Below are 18,721 nucleotides of genomic sequence, written 5' to 3'. Positions count from 1 at the left end.
GCTGCGCCCCCGGCGATATCCTGTTCTTCCAGGGCGTGGATTTCGCAAGGCTGGACCCTGATCTGCCGGTGCGCGAGCTGAAGATCGAAGGGTTACAGGGGTTCAGCACCTCTGTCGAAGAGGCCAATCCCGGCAAGGTGGTGCGGCTGCGCGATCTGAGCACGGCGATGAGCTATAATGGCCGCATCATCGGCTCGCCCGAGACCATCGCGGACCGGCTGGTAGAATGGCGTGACGCCGGGATTGACGGGGTGAATATCGCCTGTCAGACCCTGCCGGGCAGCTTTGCCGATTTCGCGCAGCATGTGATGCCGGTCCTGCGCCAGCGCGGGCTAGCACAGACCGACTATGCGCCCGGCACCTTGCGCGAAAAGCTGTTTCCGGGCCGGGATGCGCAGCTTGGCGCTGGCCATCCGGCTGCCGCGCATCGCGTCCCGGCGGCAGGGCCGGGAGTGGGCCTCCCCCCGGTGGCTCATCCTCCGGATCTCACCCTTCGGGCCAGACCAGCGAGCGGTGGATCTGCGCCCCGGCCCAGGCGCCATCGCCCACCGCCAGCGAGACCGAATGCGGCGCGCGGGCGGTATCCCCACAGGCAAAGACACCGGGAATCGTGGTCTCCTTGCTGTCGCCGGTGAGGATCTGGCGGCCCATCGGCGTCCCGGTCATTTCGCAGCCAAAGTCTTCGGCCAAAGGGCAGGCCGGTGAGGTGCGCGTCGCGGTGAAGAGCCCGGCAAATTGCAGCACCCGGCCATCTGTCAGTTCAGAATCGGCATGTCCGGAAAGGCGGGCAATCGGGGTCGGCTCGATCTCTGCACCGCGCCGCGCCAGATCCGCGCGCGCATCCGCATCAGGCGCGTAAAGGCCCTGGGTCAGAAAGGTGACCGCACCCCATTCCGGCAGCAATTGCGCCTGATGCAGTGACATCGGCCCGGTGGCGATGACACCGATCCGGCCCTGGTCAAGCTCATAGCCATGGCAATAGGGGCAGTGAAACACCGATTTCCCCCAGCGTTCCGCAAGTCCCGGGATCTCGGGGAGCTGATCTTTGACGCCACTGGCAAACAGCAGACGCCGGCCCTGGACGGGATCTCCCGCCGCCAGGTCAACCTGGAAGCCATCGCGCTGGCCAGAGACGCCGCAGGCCTCGTCCCTGATCCAGGTCAGGGTCGGATAGGCCAGCAGCTGGTCGCGCGCCTGTGACCAGATCAGCGCCGGGTCGGTGCCGTCCTGGCCCAGAAACCCGTGTGACTGGCCGGCAAAGCGGTTGCGCCTTTCGCCCGCGTCGATCACCGTCACTTTGCGGCGCGCGCGCAGCAGTTGCAGGGCGGCTGCCATTCCGGCGTAGCTGCCCCCGATCACGATCACATCCTGCATCTTTCTACTCCTGAGCGGCCCGCCATGCGGCATGGCGGCGGGCGAAATCCACGGCCAGATCGGCCAGGGAGACGGCGGCGAAACGCTCCAGCAGCAGCGCCTCGGCCTCTTCGAAAGCGTGATCCAGCGCCGCATTCACCGCCTGTTCGACCAGGCAGTCCGGCGTCTCGTTGCGGTTGCCGATGGCAAAGATCGCCGGCTCGCCCAGGGCCTCATGCAGCTGGCGCAGGCTGACCGTCGTCAGATCGGCCGAGATCCGCCAGCCCCCGGCATGACCGCGCGCGGCGGCCACCAGCCCGGCCTCGCGCAACAGCCCCATGGTGCGGCGCACCACGACCGGATTGGTGCCAAGGCAGAGGCCAAGCGCCTCGGATGTCATGGGCCCGTCATGCTCCGCCATATGCAAAAGCGCATGCAGGACCGAGGAAAGACGGCTGTCACGTTTCATGTAACTTCATATGTTTCAAATTGGGATATGTGTCAAGAGGGCCGCCGAAACCGCGCGCGCATCACACCCCTGGGCCGGGTTAAGATGCGTTCAGTCTGCCATGATGATGCTGCGCGCCTGGTCGAAGGCGTCACGCAGCGCCGGATGGCCCGTCAGCGCCTCAATCGCATAGGCGTTGAGAAACCGGTGGCCCGCAAACAAACGGCGGTCAACCGGGCTGAGCGCCGCCTCTTCGCAGATTGGCCGCCACAGGGCCGCAATCGTTTCGATCTGGTGCTGCATCAGCGCCAGCGCCCCGGCCTCGCTCAGATGGAAATCCGGCGCGGCAGTCAGGCAGGTCGCAAGACGGCTTGCGCGCGCAGTGCCCTTGATCAGCATCGCCTGACTGGCCTCGCTGCCTGTGCGGCCCTGGGGGCAGATGTCATAGGTCGGTGTCAGGGTCAGCATCCTGCCATCCCAGAACGCCGCGTGGTTCCTCGCGTGATCATCGGTATTGCCGCAAAGCACATTGAAACAGATCCGCGCGTAAAGCTCGTGCAGCGTCGCCCTCGGATTGGTAAAACGGTGCCGGATCAGCTCTGCCAGATCCTCGTAAGAGGCGTAGCGGGCCATCATCTCGTCAAGCCCGAGCATGGTCAGGGCCGAGACCATCGCCTGCCTTGTCCAGCCATGACCTGTGTGCCGCCGGTCAAAGCGTTCGATCAGAAGCACATCCTTATGTGCGGCGCGGGTCAGCTGCACGGGAGCTGCGTTCAGGCCACAGGCCCGCGCCAGCCGCATGGCGATGAACTCGGCCTTCACCACGCTGTAGGTGTCATTGCTGGCGGAAAACTTGGCGATGAATTTCCGGTCACCGTCGTCAATCAGCGCCTTGGGCCGCGCGCCCCCGATCGGGGCGCCGTGATTGAGCGCCTGATCCAGCGCCGGCGGCAGCGGCATGCCCTGTTCGATCAGGGCGGCGGCCTCTGTCAGCTCGCCCAGCGAGGCCTCGGTGGCAAGGCGCGGAATATATTCCTTGGCCGAGGCCTGAAAATCCAGCGCGCCGATCCGGTCTGATCCCGAGTGCAAAAGAAAGGTCAGCTCCCCCAGTTCCGGCACATCCGGGGCATCCGGGCGCCTCGCCGTCAGCCGGTTGAGGATCACCCGGCGCCCCCAAGGCATCGGGCGAGCCGTCGCGGATCGCGCTTGCCATCTGCAGACCGGGCGCCGGTTCGATCAGCCCTTCGCGCAGCGGCAGTTCGGGGGTGTAAAGTGCAATTGCCCCGGTCAGGCGCCGGTAGCTTGCGCCATAGGTGAAAGTCAGCCGCTGGCCGTCGCGGTCGAGACGCCCGGCCACAACCGGCTCTGTCGCATCTGGCAGCCAGACCCAGACATAGGCGCTTGTCGGGGTGCGCAAGGGCGTATCAGAAGTCATCATCGGCCTCCTTCACGCTGCGGCGAACCGCTTTCGGCAGCAAAGCCAGCTTTTCGCCAAGATGCGCATTTTGCAGCTGCAGGCCGCGTTCCTCTTCGCCAAACAGCGCGACCCCGACCAGCGCCGCGACCTCGAATACCGTGCCGATCTCGGGACCGGGCGCGCCCTTTTCGATGTTGGAAAGCGTGGTGCGGCTGATCCCGGCCCGATCGGCAAGATCCTGTGCCGTCAGCCCGCGTTCGGCCCGGCCGATGCGGATCAGGCGACCCAGCATCAGGAGCGCCTCGCGGGTGACGCGGGAACTAGGTTCTTCTGCGCGGCATGACGGGGCCTTGTCCGGTTTTCCCGACAGAAGACGAGCTCGGGTCCATAATTCCGGACATGATGCTGCCGCTGCTGCTTTGTTGTCAATGAATGACCAGCAAACTGGACACGAAACCATATCCCGTCCATAATTATGAACATACCGCCGGATCCTGGGCGTCAAAGGCTGGTGAGACCAGCGCCAGCGCGACGGCCGAGACTGCAATCACCGGGTTGGACCAGGCCCAGATCGCGCCCGGCAAAGACAGGCTCAGAAAAACGAGGCCGGCAAGGCGGAAGAGGTGCTGCGATATTGCGCATTGCCCCAGAGCAACAGCGCCTCATTCGCCTGCCAGTCGACGCCGGGATTGGCGACATGCAGCGGGCTGTTGTTGAACCTTATGCCGGTGTGCGCGCCTTTGGTCACCCTGCTGTCGGCATAGGTGCAATGCAGGTTGAAGCCGACATCGCCCGGCACCCGGTCGACGGTCGCCTCGACGCAGTTCAGATCGGCCGCGTCGAGGTTCAGATACTGGTTGATCCATTTGATCGGATCGGTGGGGGTGTTCATGCCGCAATTGCTGGGCAGGCCTGCTTGTGGTCTACAACCTGAACGACCGGCATGAGGGCGATGTCCTGCCCGAAAGCCGCCGGCTGCATCTTGGTCTGACCACCCGGTTCTGAATCCGGACAGTCCTGGTCCGGACAGGCGCCCGGGTCAGTCTTCCCTCAGATGCGAAAAGAATGTGTCGCCGGCATAGTCCCGGCGGAAACGTCCGTCGCTGACCAGTCTCGGCACCAGGTCCTCCAGCGTCAGGCGCAGGCTCTCGGGCGAGCCGCCGGGCACAGCGATAAAGCCGTCAATCGCGCCGGCCTCATGCCAGACGGCGATTTCCCGGGCCGCGTCTTCGGGGGTGCCGACGATCTGCCAATGCACCGATGACAGGATCTCGGGCCGCGCAAGCAGTTTGGCCACCGTCGGCTGCGCGTCAGACACGATCCGCTGCAAGAGGGCGCGATGGCTGGCGGACCGCATGGAATGATGCGTTTTCGGCAGATCAGCCGGGGTGAGGCGGCGATCGTCAGGCCAGCTGCTCAGATCCAGCCCGATGGCTTCCTGAATGCGCTGGATACGCTGCGCGCGCCCGACGCGGCGGTGGTTGTCCTGAAACAGCGCGCGCGCCTCATCGCGGGTCGGGGCCAGATAGAGGCTGAGCCCGGGCAGAAGCCGGATATCACGCGGCGCGCGGCGATGCGCCACGGCGCGGGCGGAAAGCTGGCTGCGCATCTGCTGCGCCGTTGCCAGATCGGGGGTCATGCCGAAAACCATATCCGCCACCTCGCCCGCGAAATCGATACCGGTGGCCGACCCGCCCGCCTGCATCAGCGGGATCCCCGGTCCGGGAAATGCCGGCAGGTTCAACGGTCCCTGAACCTCGAATTCCGGGCCGCGATGGTTGATCGGCAGGATCAGATCGGTATCGGCATAGCGCCCGGTCTCACGGTCAACCAGCAGCGCCCCGGACGGAAAGCTGGACCACAGCTTGCGCACGACATCGGTAAATTCACGCGCCCGCAGGTAGCGCGCATCCGAGGACGGCATCTCGGCCGCGCCGAAATTCTCATTGCCCTGCAAGGCAGTCACGACATTCCAGCCGGCGCGGCCCTTGCTGAGCCAGTGCAGCGACATCAGCTGCCGCGCGGCCTGATAGGGATGGCCGAACGTGGTCGAGATCGTGGTCACGAGGCCGATCCGCCGCGTCTCGCGCGCGACCGAGGTCATCAGCAAAGTCGCGTCCAGGCTGGAAAAGCCAAAGGACTGGTCCATGACCGACAAAGGCAGAAAGCTCGCATCGGGGCGGAAGGCGAAATCCAGATGGGCGGCCTCGGCGCGCTGCGCGGTCTCCAGTGCAAAATCGCTGGAGTAAAGCCCCTCGATGCCGCTGCCATCCAGCCGCCAGCCTTCGCCAGACAGCCAGGTCGGTGCCAGCGAGATCCCAATGCAGAGTTTCGGTCGGAGCTTCATCGCCCTGCCTCGTCAGTTCATGAAACGACCGGCCCAGAGACGGGCCGGCCGCAGTTTCTGTCGCTTTGGCTCAGAACGTGCCGCGAAGGCCGATGCCAAACATACGCGGCGAGGTCATCGAGCCCTGGGTGAAGGCCACTGTGCCGCGCGCGGCCTCCAGCAATGTCGGGCTGCGTTCGTCGAAGAGGTTGTTCACATAGCCATAGACTTCAAGATTGTCGCGCAGCTGATAGCTCGCATGGATATCCACGAGCGTGTAATTGTCCACCTCATAGGCCGGCGTATTGGCGGTATTGGAATAATAGCCGTCAATAAAGCGCACCTGGCCGCCAAGTTTCAGCTTGTCACTCGCATCCCAGCTTGCGCCAAGGGTAAAGGTCTTGCCGGGCGAGCGGGCAAATTCATTGCCCTCCCAGGCGGTTGCCGAGGACATCTCGTCGATCTTCGTCCTGAGGAAACCGGCGCTTGCGCGCAGCGTCAGGCTGTCGAGGGGCTTGTAATCCGCGCCGATCTCAAGCCCGTAGGAATGGGCTTTTTCGGCATTCAGCGTCTGGGTCTGGTTGATCCCGGACGAGGTCATCTGGGTCACACTGTGCTGGGCGTTGGTGTAATCCATATAAAAGAGATTGCCGGTCAGGAAGAGTGTCTCGTCAAGCAGGCTTGCCCGGCTGAAGAGTTCATAATTCCAGACGGTCTCTTCCTTGTATTTCGTCCAGTCGCGGGTGCCGACGAAATCCAGCGAAATGCCGCCGGGATTATAGCCTTTCGAGATCATCGCGCCGACGGTCCAGTCCGGTGTTGCCGCATAGGACAGCGTGAGCTTCGGCAGCACCTCCTCAAACGTCTGGTCATAATCGATATCGCTGTTGGCAAAGAGCGGTGAGACATCGCCGGTGCGGCGCAGATGGTCACGCTGATAGCGAAGCCCGCCCGAAAGCGTCCATTGGTCATCAATACGCCAGCTGAGCTCGGTATAGACGCCAAGCTGGTTCTTCTTGTCGTTGAAGGTCGAAATACCGCCCTGGTTCAGCCATTCATCCTGATCGCTATAGGCGATATAAAGACCGGCCACGCCAGAGAAGACATCCTCGGGCGTGCCAAAAGCCAGCTTCGATTCATTCGAGACATTCTTGCGCCACATATTGGCGTCACCGGCGGTGGGTGTGCCGACGCGGCGTTCAACATCGGATTTCGAGGTCTCGAATTTATTGGTCAGCACAAGACCATTGCCCAGATCGTAATCGACATCCAGCACGGCGGTATCGGTCACCGTATCCCAGCCGGGCATCCAGATCGTGATCGAACGCAGATCGCTGTATTCGGGGTCTTTCGCCGCACCTTCGGCGCTTGGCCGGGTCACATCCGAGCGCGAATAGGTCAGTTTGACCGTCAGCCCGTCAATATCGGCGGGCTGCCAGAGCAGCTTGGCCCGACCGGTGAAATTGCTGAAATCCTGGCCGATCTCGTTCTGGATAAAACCCGGGCTGACATAATCAATAAAGGTGTCGCGCGCCGCGTAATCCAGCGCGATCCGTGCCGCGAGCTGATCATTGATCGGCCCGCTCCAGGCAAATGAGGCGCGGCGCTGGTTGTAATTGCCGAATTCCAGGCGGTAGCTGCCCTCGGGCTCCCAGGTCGGGTCTTTGGTATTCACGAGGATCGCACCGCCAATGGCATTGGCGCCCTGGCTGGTGGTTTGCGGGCCGCGGAAGACCTCGACGCTGCCGACATCCCAGGTGGCAGTGCCGCCGAAATACAGCTCTGCCCAGCTGAGATAATGGCCATCCACATTGACCGTCGCGCGCGGCATGGTGCCGGCAAAGAACGCCGTAGCACCGGTATGCGGGCCTTCAGAGTTCTGGCCCCGGATCACAGGGGCAGAGACATTGTCGGTATAGATGACGTTCGGCGTGCCCTGCAAAACGGTGCGGACCTCATCCTTGCCCGGCTTGTCCTGCTCAAGCTCTTCTGCGGTCACGAGGGTCACCGAACTCGCGGTATCCTTCAGATCGCGCTGCTGCTTTTCGCCGGTCAGATAGATCGTGCCCAGATCGACAGGTGTCTCCTGGGCATAGGCTGCATGGGCCGCGAGGGCTGCAATTATGGTCAGCAGGCTGGCCCCACGCGCCAGCCGGCCATGATGAAAGTTCGGCATGATGTTCCCCGGTTTCTGGTGAGGCACATGCGGAGGCGGGCGGTGGGCTGGCGGCATATGATGCGTTCCGAATTGCATAACGCGTTATGCATGTCAATTCGACTGCTATGTGCGGCCCTTTACCCTGGCGCCCATGCTGCATTAAGATCTCGCAGGGCCTTTCATGGTCGCCGCCCGAGGCAAAGGACTCCCAGGGATGATGGAATTCGAGATTTTCCCCGATGAGGATGCCGGTGCCGGCGGTACAAGACGGGTGACCACCATTCAGTCGATCTCGGTCGCGATGCGATTCCTGAACATCCTCGCCGCCGCCGAACGTGCGCTGCCACTCGGAGAACTCGCGCGGCTGTCGCGCACCGGACGGTCGACGGCGCATCGCTATATGCAGAGCCTCGTGAAAGAGGGGCTCGCGGTGCAGGATCCGGTCTCCAGCCATTACGATCTGGGCGCGGCAGCCCTGTCGATCGGCATTGCAGCGCTGCGCCGGGTTGATGCTGTTGAAATGGCCGGGATGCAGATGAAGCAACTGGCCACCAGTCACGCGATCAGCGGCGGGGTCGCGATCTGGACCGAACGGGGCCCGACCCTTGTCCGCTGGTATCGCAGCGCGCTTTTCGCGATTTCGCCGGTGCAGCTGGGGGATGTGTTGCCCATCGACAATTCCGCCTGTGGTCAGGTGTTCCAGGCCTTTCTGCCGCGCGCCGTGACCGAGGCCGCGCGCCGGATCCAGCCCGCCGCCTTCGCCGGCGATCCGGTGCAGCGCCCGCAGCTTGACCAGATCCGCCGCACCGGCTGGGTCGAGCTGACAAGCCATCTTCTGTCAGGGGTCACCGGCCAGGCCGCTCCGATCCTCGATGCCCAGGGCGAACTGGTCTGTGTGGTGACCTCGGTCACCGATCTGGGGAAACTGAACGCGCCGGGCGACCGGCTTGCGCTACAGGATGTAGCGAGGCTGATAAACCGCGCTACAGGTGGACAAAGCGCGCTGGATCAGCCCTGATCCGCCGCGCGCGGGCAGGGGATCACCATCGGACGCGCGGTCAGCGGATCGGGCATCACCAGCGCCGGCAGATCAAACACCTGCCGGATCAGCTCTTCGGTGACGATGGCCTCAGGCGCGCCGGTCGCGATGATCTGCCCCTCGCGCATCGCGATCAGATGGGTCGCATAGCGGAAGGCGAGGTTCAGCTCATGCAAAACCGCTACGACCGTGCGCCCGGCACGGTTCAGCCGTGCCAGCATTTCAAGCAGATCCACCTGATGTACGATGTCGAGGAAGGTCGTCGGCTCATCCAGCAAAAGGATCGGGGTCTCCTGGGCGAGCGCCATCGCGATCCAGACCCGTTGCCTCTGGCCGCCTGACAGTTCCGCCAGCGGCCGGTCGGCCAGATCGGTCGTGCCGGTGTCGCGCAGCGCGGCCTCGACCGCTGCCGCATCTTCGGGCGACCATTGCCGCAGAAAGCTTTGATGCGGAAAGCGCCCCCGCGCGACCAGATCCGCCACGCTGATCCCCTCGGGCGCGACCGGTGATTGTGGCAAAAGGCCAAGCCGCCGCGCCACTTCACGCGAGGGCAGAGTATGGATCGCCCTTCCGTCCAGCACCACGCGCCCGCTTTCCGGGGTCAAAAGCCGCGACAAAGCCCGCAGGAGAGTGGATTTGCCACAGGCATTTGGGCCGACGATCACCGTGAAAGAACGGTCCGGCACCTCCAGCGACAGATCACGCGAGATCATCCGCGTCTCATAGCGCAGCGTCACATTCTCGGCGCTCAGGCGGTGCTGCATCATGTTCTCCTCTCGCCCGACCGCAGGCCCGGCGGGATTTTTGGCGGCTCTTCGTATTGCATTGCGGGATACGCTCTGCAATATGGGAACCAGCTACGCCCGCCCGCTGCCTTTTCCGGCCGGGGCCAGCCATTCCCCTTCAGTATCCCCGTCAGCAAAGGGGACAGAATCGGACCTGGCCCCGGGCCGGCGCGCGCGAGGATGAACAGATGGCCAGGATCAATACGCAATCCGTCGAAGACCGCAGCGGGATTCTTGAAGAAGAGGATCATATGCGCGGAATGGAGCGGATCGGGATGGAAGTCATCTCGATCAGCAGGCCTTTCGCCTCGGTCGCTCGGGTGACCGGGCGGATCGCACCGGCAGATCCCGCGCCCTGGATGCCGCCAAACCAGGCGGTGCGGATTGCCGTCGAGGAGCCCGAGGGGCAGCGCCCGGTGGTGCGCGTTTACACGATCCGCGCCTTCGATCCTCTGCGCAGCGAGGTCGAGATTGATTTCGTGATCCATGAAGATGACAGCCCGGCGATGCGCTGGCTGAAATCCGCGCGTCCTGGCACAGTGCTGCCGATGATCGGGCCGCGCCAGCATTTCATCCCGCTGCCCTCGGGCGACAGACGGGCGGCGATCTTTGCCGATGAAACCGCGATCCCGGCGGTCTATGCGATCCTGATGGCCTGGCCTGGCGGGCTGAAAGGCTCTGCCTGGATCGAGACCCCGGACCGTGCCGCCTTTGACGAATTGCCGCGCCCTGACGGGGTCGATCTGCATCTTATCCTGCGCCCGGCGGGCGTTGCGCCGGGATCGGCACAGAACTTGCTTCAGGCGGCGAAGGCACTGCCCGATCCCCAAACCTGGACGGTCTGGGCCGCAGGCGAGCGTGTAGAGATGCGCGATCTGCGCAATCATCTGCGCAAGGCCGGAGTGGCGCGCACCGATCTCCAGGTGCTTGGCTACTGGAAAAAGGGGATGAGCAGCTCGGATCTCGACCGGGCGCGGCTTGCCGAATATGAGGCGCTGCGCGCCCGGGGTCTCACCCTGGAAACACTTGGCGATATCGATCTGCCGGTCTGAGAATGACAAGAGGTATCCGCATGTTGCGCCTTTCGCTGGCCGTTTTTGCCCTGATCACCCCTCTCGCGGCCAGGGCCGAAGAAGGCTGGCCGCGCAGGGTGACCGATGCGCTTGGCGAGGTCGTGATCGCGGCAAAGCCGGTCAATATCGCCTCGACCGCGCCCAGCCTGACCGGGATCCTGCTGGCAATCGACGCGCCGGTGAAATCGACATCAATGGCGATGATTGGCCCTCTGACCGATGAAAAGGGCTTCTTTCTGCAATGGGCGAAGACGGCAGATGAACGTGGCGTCACGCAGCTTTACGGCAATCTGACTTTTGATATCGAATCGCTGATCCTGGCTGATCCGGATCTGGTTGTCGCCTCTTCGACCGGCGGCGATGCGATCCTGCCCTATGTCCCGGCCTTGCGCGCACAGGGCATGACGGTGGTCGTACTGGACTATTCCTCAGGGTCCTGGGAAGACCTTGCCCGCCAGCTTGGCCGTGCCACCGGGCATGAAGCGGGCGCCGAGGCAGTGATCCGGGATTTCGACGCGCGGGCCGCCGATCTGGCGGCGCGGCTTGCAATCCCGCCGGGGGATGTGTCGCTGGTATCCTATAATTTCAGCGGCACTTACGCAGTGTCAAAACCGACCAGCGCCCAGGCAAAGCTGCTCTCTGTCCTTGGCTTCACCGTGACGGGCCTGCCGGAGGCGATGGCGGGCAATGTCACCCGCGCCTCGGATTTCGATTTTATCTCGCATGAAAATCTGGGCGCGGCGATCACTGGCGAGGGGGTCTTTCTTCTGAACGGCACCGAAGAAAGCGTGGCGGCATTTATGGCCGATCCGGTTCTCGCCAATCTGCCGGCGGTGAAATCCGGCCAGGTCTGGCCCCTGGGGCCGACCTCGTTCCGCGTCGATTACTATTCCGGCCGCGATATTCTGGAGACCATCGGGCGTTATTTCGCCAGATGACGGGCAATGGCGGCAGGAGGGGCGCAAGGATCTGGCTCGCCGGGTTGCCGGTGCTTTTTTTGCTGTCGCTTGCCAGCCTCGCCATCGGTTCGCGCGCGGTGCCGCTGCCTGAACTCTGGCGCGCCCTGACCGCCTTTGATCCTGGCAATGACCTGCATCTTGTGCTGCGCGAATTGCGGCTGCCCCGCACCGCGCTGGCGCTTGGCGCCGGCGCCGCGCTTGGCCTTGCCGGGGCGGTGATGCAGGCGGTGACGCGCAACCCCCTGGCCGAGCCGGGGCTTCTCGGCGTGAATTCCGGGGCGGCGATGGCGGTGGTCCTCGGGGCATCGGCTTTTGGCCTGACCCAGATCACGCAATATGTCTGGTTTGGCTTTGTCGGTGCCGGGCTGGCGGGGGTTGCGGTCTTTATCCTTGGCCGCGCGCATGGGTCGGGCACCGATCCGGTGCGTCTTGTGCTGGCGGGCGCCGGGCTCTCGGTGCTTCTGGGGGCGGCGACCGGCTTTGTGATCCTGAATTCCGGCCTGGATGTGCTGGATATCTTCCGCAACTGGGGCTCGGGCACGCTGGAGGGGCGTGGCTTAGCCGTGGCCCTGGTGATGTGGGCGGCCCTGGTGCTGGGAGGCGGGCTGGCGCTGGCGCTGGCGCGCGATCTGAATGCCCTGTCGATGGGGGTCGAGATCGGCCGCGCGCTCGGGTTGCGGCCCGGGCCGGTCTGGGCGCTGTCCTGCCTGTCGGTGATGATCCTGGCCGGGGCGGCAACCGCAAGCGCCGGGCCGATTGCCTTTGTCGGGCTGGTCGCGCCGCATCTGGCGCGGGCCCTGAGCGGGCCGGACAATCGCAGGCTCCTCCCGCTTTCCGCGATTTTTGGCGCAGGCATCCTGACCGCAGCCGATATCCTCGGCCGTATCGTGGCCCCCCCGGCCGAGCTGGCAGCGGGCATCGTCGCGGCGATCCTTGGCGGGCCGTTCTTCATTCATGTTGCGCGTCGCTTCCGGCTGGTGCGGCTGTGAGGGTCGGAGGTCAGCGCATCTTGCGGATCGGCGGGCTCAGCCTGTTATGGCGGCCCCGCGCCATGCTGGTCTGCGGGCTGCTGATCGCCCTCGGCCTGCTGCTGGGCCTGTTCCTGCTGGCCAGTGGCACCATGCGGCTGACGCCGGCCGGAGCGCTGGCGGGTCTGACCGGCCAGGCCGAAACCGATGTGATCAACCGCCTTGTCTTGCGCATCCGGCTGCCGCGGCTGCTGACCGCCGCGATGGTCGGGGCGGCGCTTGGCATGTCCGGCGCGGTGTTTCAGTCGATCTCACGCAATGCGCTCGGCTCGCCGGATGTGATCGGTTTCACCACCGGCGCGGCAAGCGGCGCAATCGCGCAGATCATCCTGTTCAATGCCGGGCCAGTTCAGACCGCGCTTGCAGCGGTCGCATCTGGGGTGATGACGGCGCTGGTCGTCCTCTGGCTGGCGCGTGGCCGGAAAGGCGGGCGGGAAGGGGGCGGCGGCTACCGGCTGATCCTTGTCGGTATCGGCATGGGCGCGCTGATGTCGGGGCTGAACACGCTGTTGATGGTGATGGGCGATCTGGAACGTGCGATGTCAGCGCAGATCTGGCTGGCCGGATCACTGGCGGCGCGCGACTGGAGCCATGTCGCAACCGCCTTTGCCGGGCTGGTCCTCTTCGCGCCGCTGGTTTTGTGGCATGCGCGGCGGCTTCTGGTGATGTCGATGGGCGATGATCTCGCGCGCCAGCTCGGGCTGGATCCGGCGCGGACGCGCCTGGTTCTGGTGCTGGCCTCGGTCGGGCTGGCATCCGTTGCGACGGCCTGTACCGGCCCGATTGCCTTTGTCGCGCTGGCCGGGCCGCAACTGGCGCGCTGGCTGACCCGTTCGCCCGATGTGCCGGTGGTTTCGGGAGCAATTGCCGGGGCCCTCCTGCTGCTGAGCGCGGATCTCGTCAGCCAGAATGCGCCTTTCGGCCTCGCGATGCCGATCGGCCTGACCACGGGGCTGCTGGGCGGGCTCTATCTGATCCTTGTCTCGCGCCACCTCTAGGCGCTGTTGCAGCACCGGTTCCTGCGTGAGGACAGGCCAATGGTATCCGCAGCGTCCCCGGCATCATCAGACGCAAAAAGCGGTCATGCGGCGCAGATCCTGGTTGTCGTGGCACAAGCATGTGTCCATTTCAGCCACCTTGATAACCGGATCAGAGCGGACAGGGCCAGAATTGCGGCCTCCCGCGCCTTGCGCGCCGCATCCGTCTTGCATCAAACTGCAATCAGCGGCCGGGCCGCCCTGATCCCTGGCCTGGAATACGCATGACCTATAGCTTTCTTCACACCTCTGATCTGCATCTGGGCCGGCCTTTTGGCGGCTTTCCCGAAGACATTCGCGGCCGCCTGCGCGAGGCGCGCCATACGGTCATTTCCCGCCTCGCCCGTGCGGCCCGCGACACTGGCGCGCGCGATGTGCTGCTGGCGGGTGACACATTCGATGCCGAAACTCCTTCGCCCGAGACTTTGCGCCACGCGCTGCGGGCCATGGCGGTCGAGGGCGATCTGCGCTGGTTCCTGATGCCCGGCAATCATGACAGCCTCGCGGCGACCGAGCTCTGGCGCCGGATCCTTGCCGATGCGCCGGCCAATCTGACGGTTCTCGACCGGCCCGGCGCGCTGGAACTTGCGACCGGTGTCTGGCTTTTGCCGGCGCCCCCGACACAGCGCCGCCCGGGGCGCGATCTGACCGAAGCAATGTCGACATCAACCCCGGAAGGCGCGATCCGCATCGGCCTGGGCCATGGCGCGATCATGGATTTCACCGATGGCGAGGGCAGCCCGGGGATCATCCCGCCGGATCGGGCGCGGCTCTCGGGTCTTGATTACCTGGGCCTTGGCGACTGGCATGGGCGGATGCAGATCGGCCCCGCGACCTGGTATTCCGGCACACCCGAGGCGGATGGGTTCAAACATGCCACAGCACCGGGGGCGCTTGTGGTCAGCCTTGAGGCAAGCGGCGCGCCGGCGCGGGTGGAAGTCACCCAGACCGGTCAGTTCCACTGGTTGCGGCCAGAGCTCGATCTGCTGCCCGGCGAGGATATTGCGGGCCATCTTGCCGGGCTTCTGCCCGGTGAAAACCAACGCCGCGACAGTCTCTTGCGGATCGAGGCCAGCGGCCGTTTGACCCTGGCCGAACGCGCCGGCCTTGAGGCCGCGCTGGCCGCGATCGCCCCGGATTTCGGCTGGTTCGAAGCAGATCTTTCCCGCCTTGGCACGGATGTGCAGCCGGATGATCTCGACCTGATCGACCGCGGCGGCGCGCTGCGCCGGGCCGCAGAGAGCCTGCTTGGCGAGGCCGGTGACCCGGCGCTGGCCCAGGCCGACCGCCAGCTGGCCGAAATGGCGCTGTCCCGGCTCTATGCCCTGGTGCAGGAGGTCGAGGCATGAAGATCCGCGCGCTGGAGCTGACCAATCTGCGCCGTTTCGGGGCAAAACATGCCCGGATCGACGGGATCGGCGACGGTGTCTCGGTACTGTCGCAGCCCAATGAATTCGGCAAATCGACCTTTTTCGACGGGCTGCATGCGCTGTTCTTCCAGCCGCACCGGTCAGCGCGCGCACCGGTAAAGTCGCTGCAACCCCATTCGGGCGGCGCCCCCGAGGTCGCGGTCGAGCTTGACCTTCCCGAGGGCCGGTTCCGACTGGAAAAACGCTGGCTCTCACGCCCGACGGCGCGGGTGCTGGACGCTTCGGGCCGCCTGATCGCGCAGGAGGATGAGGCCGAGGCCTGGATTGACCGGCTGACAGGCCAGGGGCTGGCCGGGCCATCGGGGCTTTTATGGGTGCGCCAGGGTCTCCTTGGGATGGAACCGGAAGGCGCCGGTGCCGCCGATAAATCTGACCGCGAAAAGGCGCTGACAGCGCGGCGCGATCTTTTGTCCTCGGTCGCGGGCGAGATCGAAATGATGACCGGCGGGCGGCGCATGGATCAGGTTCTGGCACGGGTGAACGAGGCGCTTGCAAAGCTTGCGACCAATACGCTGCGCCCGAGATCGGGCGGGGAATGGGCGCGCGCCACTGATGAGGCAGAGGCGCTGGCCCAGGACCGCGCGGCGCTTGAGATCAAGGTGGCCCGGCTTTCCTCTGAACTGGCAAGTCGCGCGGCGATCACCCGCGATCTGATCCGGCTGGCCGACCCCGATCAGGCGGCGCGCGACGAGGCCGCCTTTGATCAGGCGGGCCAGGCATTGCGCGCGGCCGAAACCCATGCCGAACAGACCCGCAAGGCCGAAAGCGACCTGCGACTGGCGCAGCTGACCGCCGGGCAGGGCGCGGAAACGATCCGGCGGCTCGAAGATCTGAAACTTCGGCTGGGCCAGGCCCTGACCGCGCAGGCGAAGACCTCGGAAGAGCTGGCGGGAACCGAGGCCCTGACCGGCGAGGCCGCGGCCTTTGACGCGACTGCGGCCCGCGAACAGGCCGCCGCCACCGGGGCGGTGCAGGCGCTTGCCGCGCGGCTGGATCTTGCGCAACGCGCCGGGCTGGCGCTGGCCGCACGCGACCGGATGGCAGGTCTTGCCGCAAGGCTGGAACGCGCCGACCGCCAGCGCGCGGCGCTTGATGAATATCTCGCGGCCCGCAGCCCTTTGAAGGTCACGCGCGACCTGCTGGATCAGGCGGAAAAAGCCCAGGGGGAACGCGACCGCCTGGCGCTTCAGGACGAGGCGCGCCTTGTTGCGGTCACCCTCACCTATTCGGGCGCGGCGCGGGTCATGGCCGAAGGTCAGCCCATTGGCGCGGAGGGGCTGAAGCTCAGGGGCAGCACCGCGCTGGATCTGCCCGGTATCGGCCGGATGGTGATCGACCCGGGCCTGATCGCGGCAGGCGATATCGGGGCAAAGCTGCAACAGGCGCAGGACCGGCTGGCCACAGCGCTGATGGCCTGCGGCGCGGCGGATCTGGCGGCTGCGCGGCACGCCTTTGCCGAGGCCGGGCGGCTCGATGCGGCCATATCCCAGGCGAAGGCGCTGCTCGCAGAGCTGGCGCCCGAGGGGATTGACGCCCTGCGCGCGGCCCTGGCGGTGGCCCGCAGCGAAGCGGGTGAACTGCCGGGCGCGGCGCCGGATGCGGCATCGGCGGAAGACATTGCCGGCCTGCAAAACCAGCTCCGTACTGCCAGAGAGACCGAGGAGCGGGCGCAGGTGCACAGGCGCGAGGCCGAAGCCCGCCATGCCCGCCTGCGCGAGGCGCGCGCGGCATCGCGTGCGGCGGATCTGGCCGCCGGGCAGGTGCTGGACGCGATCCGGGCAGAGGCCGGTGATCCGGTCGATCTCGCCGCGCGGCTTTTGCACCTCGCCCAGGCCCAGGCCGGGCTTGCCGGGGCCGAAGCCGAGGCCGCCCGGACCCTTGCCCGGCTGACCACCAACGCCCCCGATCTGGAGACCGCCCGGGCGGCTGTCACCCGCCTTGCTTCGGTGATCGAGGGCCGGCGCCGCGACCGGGCGCGGCTGGAAAGCGATCTTGCGGGGGTAAGCGGCTCGATCGGGGCGCTGGCCGATGAGGGGATCGAGGAAGCGCTTGGCGATCTGCGGGGCCGCGAAGCGACCGCCCTTGCCCGCGCGGCCCGTTATGAACGCGAAGTGAAGGCGCTTGCCCGGTTGCGGACGGCGCTCGAGGCGGCCAGACGCGAGGCGCGCGAAGCCTATCTCGGCCCGGTCCTGCGCGAGCTTGACCCGCTGCTGTCGATCCTGCATCCGGGGGCCTCGCTCAGGATAGATGATACCAGCCTCCTGCCGGTGGCGCTGATGCGCGACGGCCAGGATGAAGAGATCGAGATCCTGTCCGGTGGCACCAGAGAGCAACTGGCGGTGCTGACGCGGCTGGCCTTTGCGCGGCTCTTTGCCCGCTCGGGCAGATCGGTGCCGGTGATCCTCGATGACGCCCTGGTCCATAGCGATGATGACCGGATCGAAGCGATGTTCACCGCCCTGCACCGGGTGGCGCAGGATCAGCAGATCATCGTCCTGACCTGCCGCCAACGCGCCTTTGCCCCCCTGGGAGGAGAGCGGCTGCATGCGCAGATCAGCCCGATTTAAGGATGCGGCTTCAGCTCATTCCGGAACCGCACAGCGTCCGGGGCCTGAGGTGCAGGGTTTTGCGTCGGAATGCTATGCGCTGTTGCTGCCTTCGGCATATCCGGGCTGACAGGCGGTTTCGGAAGCAGGCCAGCAGCCTGGAAACCCGGCCCCACCGGCTCGCGCGACCGGCGAAAGTGACCGGCGAAAGTGACCCATGCGCATCATTATATACGAGGCGCGCCGGGATCACGCCTGGTCAGATGCCCGGGCGCTAAGGCGCCCTCCACCATGACGAAACCACCGCAGAGGCCACGGGCCAGAGGTAATTTATGCAACGTTTCCTGAAACCCCTCACCGCCCTGATCCTTGGGCTCCTGCCGTTCTTTCTGTTCATCGGCAGCACCGGCACATTGATGGTGAATGGCGAAACGGTGTCTGACAGCCGCTTCAACCCTGGTGGCATCGTACTTGCACTGATCGGGATTGCACTGGCGGCTGCCGTCATCGCGGAAAAGAGCTCGGGGCAGATGGCGCGCAAGCTGCTGGCAGGGCTGGCCGTGCTGGTCTGTGCGCTGCAACTGGCCAGTTCGGCCGATCTTCTGCGCATCGATCCGCTGGACTGGGTGATGCCCGACCGAAATCTGCCCGCCGCCGAATACAGCGGCCTCGCCGAGGCAGACCGGATCTACCTCGTTCCTGAAACAGAAGAGAATTATCGCAGCACTCTCGCCCACAGAAAGGCCGAGATCATCAGCTCTGCCCGGCTGCACAATGCCTATGCCGCAAAATGCCATGGCGGGCGCAGCCGTGTCGATCTGGCCCGCGCCGAAGCGATGCCCGATGTCTTTGACGCCGAATTGCAAAGCGCCGTTGCGGACCGCGTGGCGCAGCGGAAGGTCGAAGTTCCGCAAGACTGCTCGCGGCGGCAATCGATCGGGATCATGGTGGCGCTTGCCGATGAGACCAATCGCAGCATGGATATGGTCGACCGCCTTACGGAAGAGTTCCGCAGCTTCATTGCCACAAGTCCCACACTATGAAGCGATTGGGGAAATGAATCGGCGCGTTCTTCGTGGTGGCAATCGGCCTTGGGCCGCCTGGCCATTACATCAAAGCGCG

Annotated in this window: 17 protein-coding genes; 8 read left to right on the top strand and 9 right to left on the bottom strand. The window is 65.3% G+C overall.

The features are described 5' to 3' along the window. Positions 1-92: 92 nt before the first annotated feature. The 8 genes from JC607_RS15020 to JC607_RS14985 form a co-directional block, all read right to left on the bottom strand. Positions 93-305: a hypothetical protein gene (locus tag JC607_RS15020; RefSeq protein ID WP_198837714.1), complete on the bottom strand. Its 213-nt coding sequence runs from the start codon at positions 303-305 to the stop codon at positions 93-95. Positions 306-486: 181 nt separating this feature from the next. Beyond that, positions 487-1,374 (bottom strand): NAD(P)/FAD-dependent oxidoreductase, encoded by an 888-nt coding sequence (locus JC607_RS15015; RefSeq protein WP_198837713.1) that lies wholly within the window; start codon positions 1,372-1,374, stop codon positions 487-489. A 4-nt stretch (positions 1,375-1,378) separates the two neighbouring features. Then, positions 1,379-1,822 carry an Rrf2 family transcriptional regulator gene (locus JC607_RS15010; protein ID WP_198837712.1) on the bottom strand — a complete coding sequence of 148 codons (444 nt, stop codon included), beginning with the start codon at positions 1,820-1,822 and terminating at the stop codon, positions 1,379-1,381. Positions 1,823-1,912: 90 nt separating this feature from the next. Beyond that, on the bottom strand, positions 1,913-2,983 hold the full coding sequence (locus tag JC607_RS15005) for a type II toxin-antitoxin system HipA family toxin (protein ID WP_233092925.1): 1,071 nt from the start codon (positions 2,981-2,983) through the stop codon (positions 1,913-1,915). 242 nt (positions 2,984-3,225) lie between these two features. After that, positions 3,226-3,510, bottom strand: a complete 285-nt coding sequence (locus JC607_RS25435) for a helix-turn-helix transcriptional regulator (RefSeq protein WP_233092924.1) — start codon at positions 3,508-3,510, stop codon at positions 3,226-3,228. Between the two features lie 300 nt (positions 3,511-3,810). After that, positions 3,811-4,110 carry a hypothetical protein gene (locus JC607_RS14995; RefSeq protein WP_198837710.1) on the bottom strand — a complete coding sequence of 100 codons (300 nt, stop codon included), beginning with the start codon at positions 4,108-4,110 and terminating at the stop codon, positions 3,811-3,813. A 147-nt stretch (positions 4,111-4,257) separates the two neighbouring features. After that, complete coding sequence (locus JC607_RS14990; protein ID WP_198837709.1) at positions 4,258-5,565, bottom strand: NtaA/DmoA family FMN-dependent monooxygenase; 1,308 nt, start codon at positions 5,563-5,565, stop codon at positions 4,258-4,260. A 70-nt stretch (positions 5,566-5,635) separates the two neighbouring features. Beyond that, positions 5,636-7,720, bottom strand: a complete 2,085-nt coding sequence (locus JC607_RS14985) for a TonB-dependent receptor (protein ID WP_198837708.1) — start codon at positions 7,718-7,720, stop codon at positions 5,636-5,638. 196 nt (positions 7,721-7,916) lie between these two features. Between JC607_RS14985 and JC607_RS14980 the strand changes: the two genes are divergently transcribed. Next, positions 7,917-8,720 carry an IclR family transcriptional regulator gene (locus tag JC607_RS14980; RefSeq protein ID WP_198837707.1) on the top strand — a complete coding sequence of 268 codons (804 nt, stop codon included), beginning with the start codon at positions 7,917-7,919 and terminating at the stop codon, positions 8,718-8,720. Here JC607_RS14980 and JC607_RS14975 read toward each other — a convergent pair. Beyond that, the gene (locus tag JC607_RS14975; RefSeq protein ID WP_198837753.1) at positions 8,711-9,505 is read right to left on the bottom strand and encodes an ABC transporter ATP-binding protein; all 795 of its coding nucleotides are present in this window, start codon (positions 9,503-9,505) and stop codon (positions 8,711-8,713) included. The two genes, JC607_RS14980 and JC607_RS14975, sit on opposite strands and share 10 nt — an antisense overlap. Before the next feature lie 209 nt (positions 9,506-9,714). Between JC607_RS14975 and JC607_RS14970 the strand changes: the two genes are divergently transcribed. The 7 genes from JC607_RS14970 to JC607_RS14940 all read left to right on the top strand — a co-directional run bounded on the left by JC607_RS14970 (position 9,715) and on the right by JC607_RS14940 (position 18,642). Then, complete coding sequence (locus JC607_RS14970) at positions 9,715-10,578, top strand: siderophore-interacting protein (RefSeq protein ID WP_198837706.1); 864 nt, start codon at positions 9,715-9,717, stop codon at positions 10,576-10,578. 20 nt (positions 10,579-10,598) lie between these two features. Continuing rightward, entirely contained in the window at positions 10,599-11,537 is a 939-nt protein-coding gene (fepB, locus tag JC607_RS14965) for a Fe2+-enterobactin ABC transporter substrate-binding protein (RefSeq protein WP_198837705.1), read from the top strand. Beyond that, positions 11,534-12,547, top strand: coding sequence for an iron ABC transporter permease (locus tag JC607_RS14960; RefSeq protein ID WP_198837704.1), 1,014 nt, complete (start codon positions 11,534-11,536; stop codon positions 12,545-12,547). The genes fepB and JC607_RS14960 overlap by 4 nt, the downstream gene beginning before the upstream one ends. A gap of 20 nt (positions 12,548-12,567) precedes the next feature. Then, positions 12,568-13,584: an iron chelate uptake ABC transporter family permease subunit gene (locus JC607_RS14955; RefSeq protein ID WP_233092923.1), complete on the top strand. Its 1,017-nt coding sequence runs from the start codon at positions 12,568-12,570 to the stop codon at positions 13,582-13,584. A gap of 263 nt (positions 13,585-13,847) precedes the next feature. Next, positions 13,848-14,972, top strand: coding sequence for a DNA repair exonuclease (locus JC607_RS14950; RefSeq protein ID WP_198837703.1), 1,125 nt, complete (start codon positions 13,848-13,850; stop codon positions 14,970-14,972). Continuing rightward, on the top strand, positions 14,969-17,620 hold the full coding sequence (locus tag JC607_RS14945) for an ATP-binding protein (protein WP_198837702.1): 2,652 nt from the start codon (positions 14,969-14,971) through the stop codon (positions 17,618-17,620). Before JC607_RS14950 ends, JC607_RS14945 begins: the two co-directional genes overlap by 4 nt. Positions 17,621-17,931: 311 nt before the next feature. Beyond that, positions 17,932-18,642: a hypothetical protein gene (locus tag JC607_RS14940; RefSeq protein WP_198837701.1), complete on the top strand. Its 711-nt coding sequence runs from the start codon at positions 17,932-17,934 to the stop codon at positions 18,640-18,642. Positions 18,643-18,721: the final 79 nt, after the last annotated feature.

The sequence above is a fragment of the Paracoccus sp. IB05 genome (genome assembly GCF_016405985.1).
In the GTDB taxonomy this organism is placed as follows: Bacteria; Pseudomonadota; Alphaproteobacteria; order Rhodobacterales; family Rhodobacteraceae; genus Pseudogemmobacter.
The sequence above is the reverse complement of the archived record's forward strand: the minus strand, read 5'-3'. Positions and strand labels throughout refer to the sequence as shown.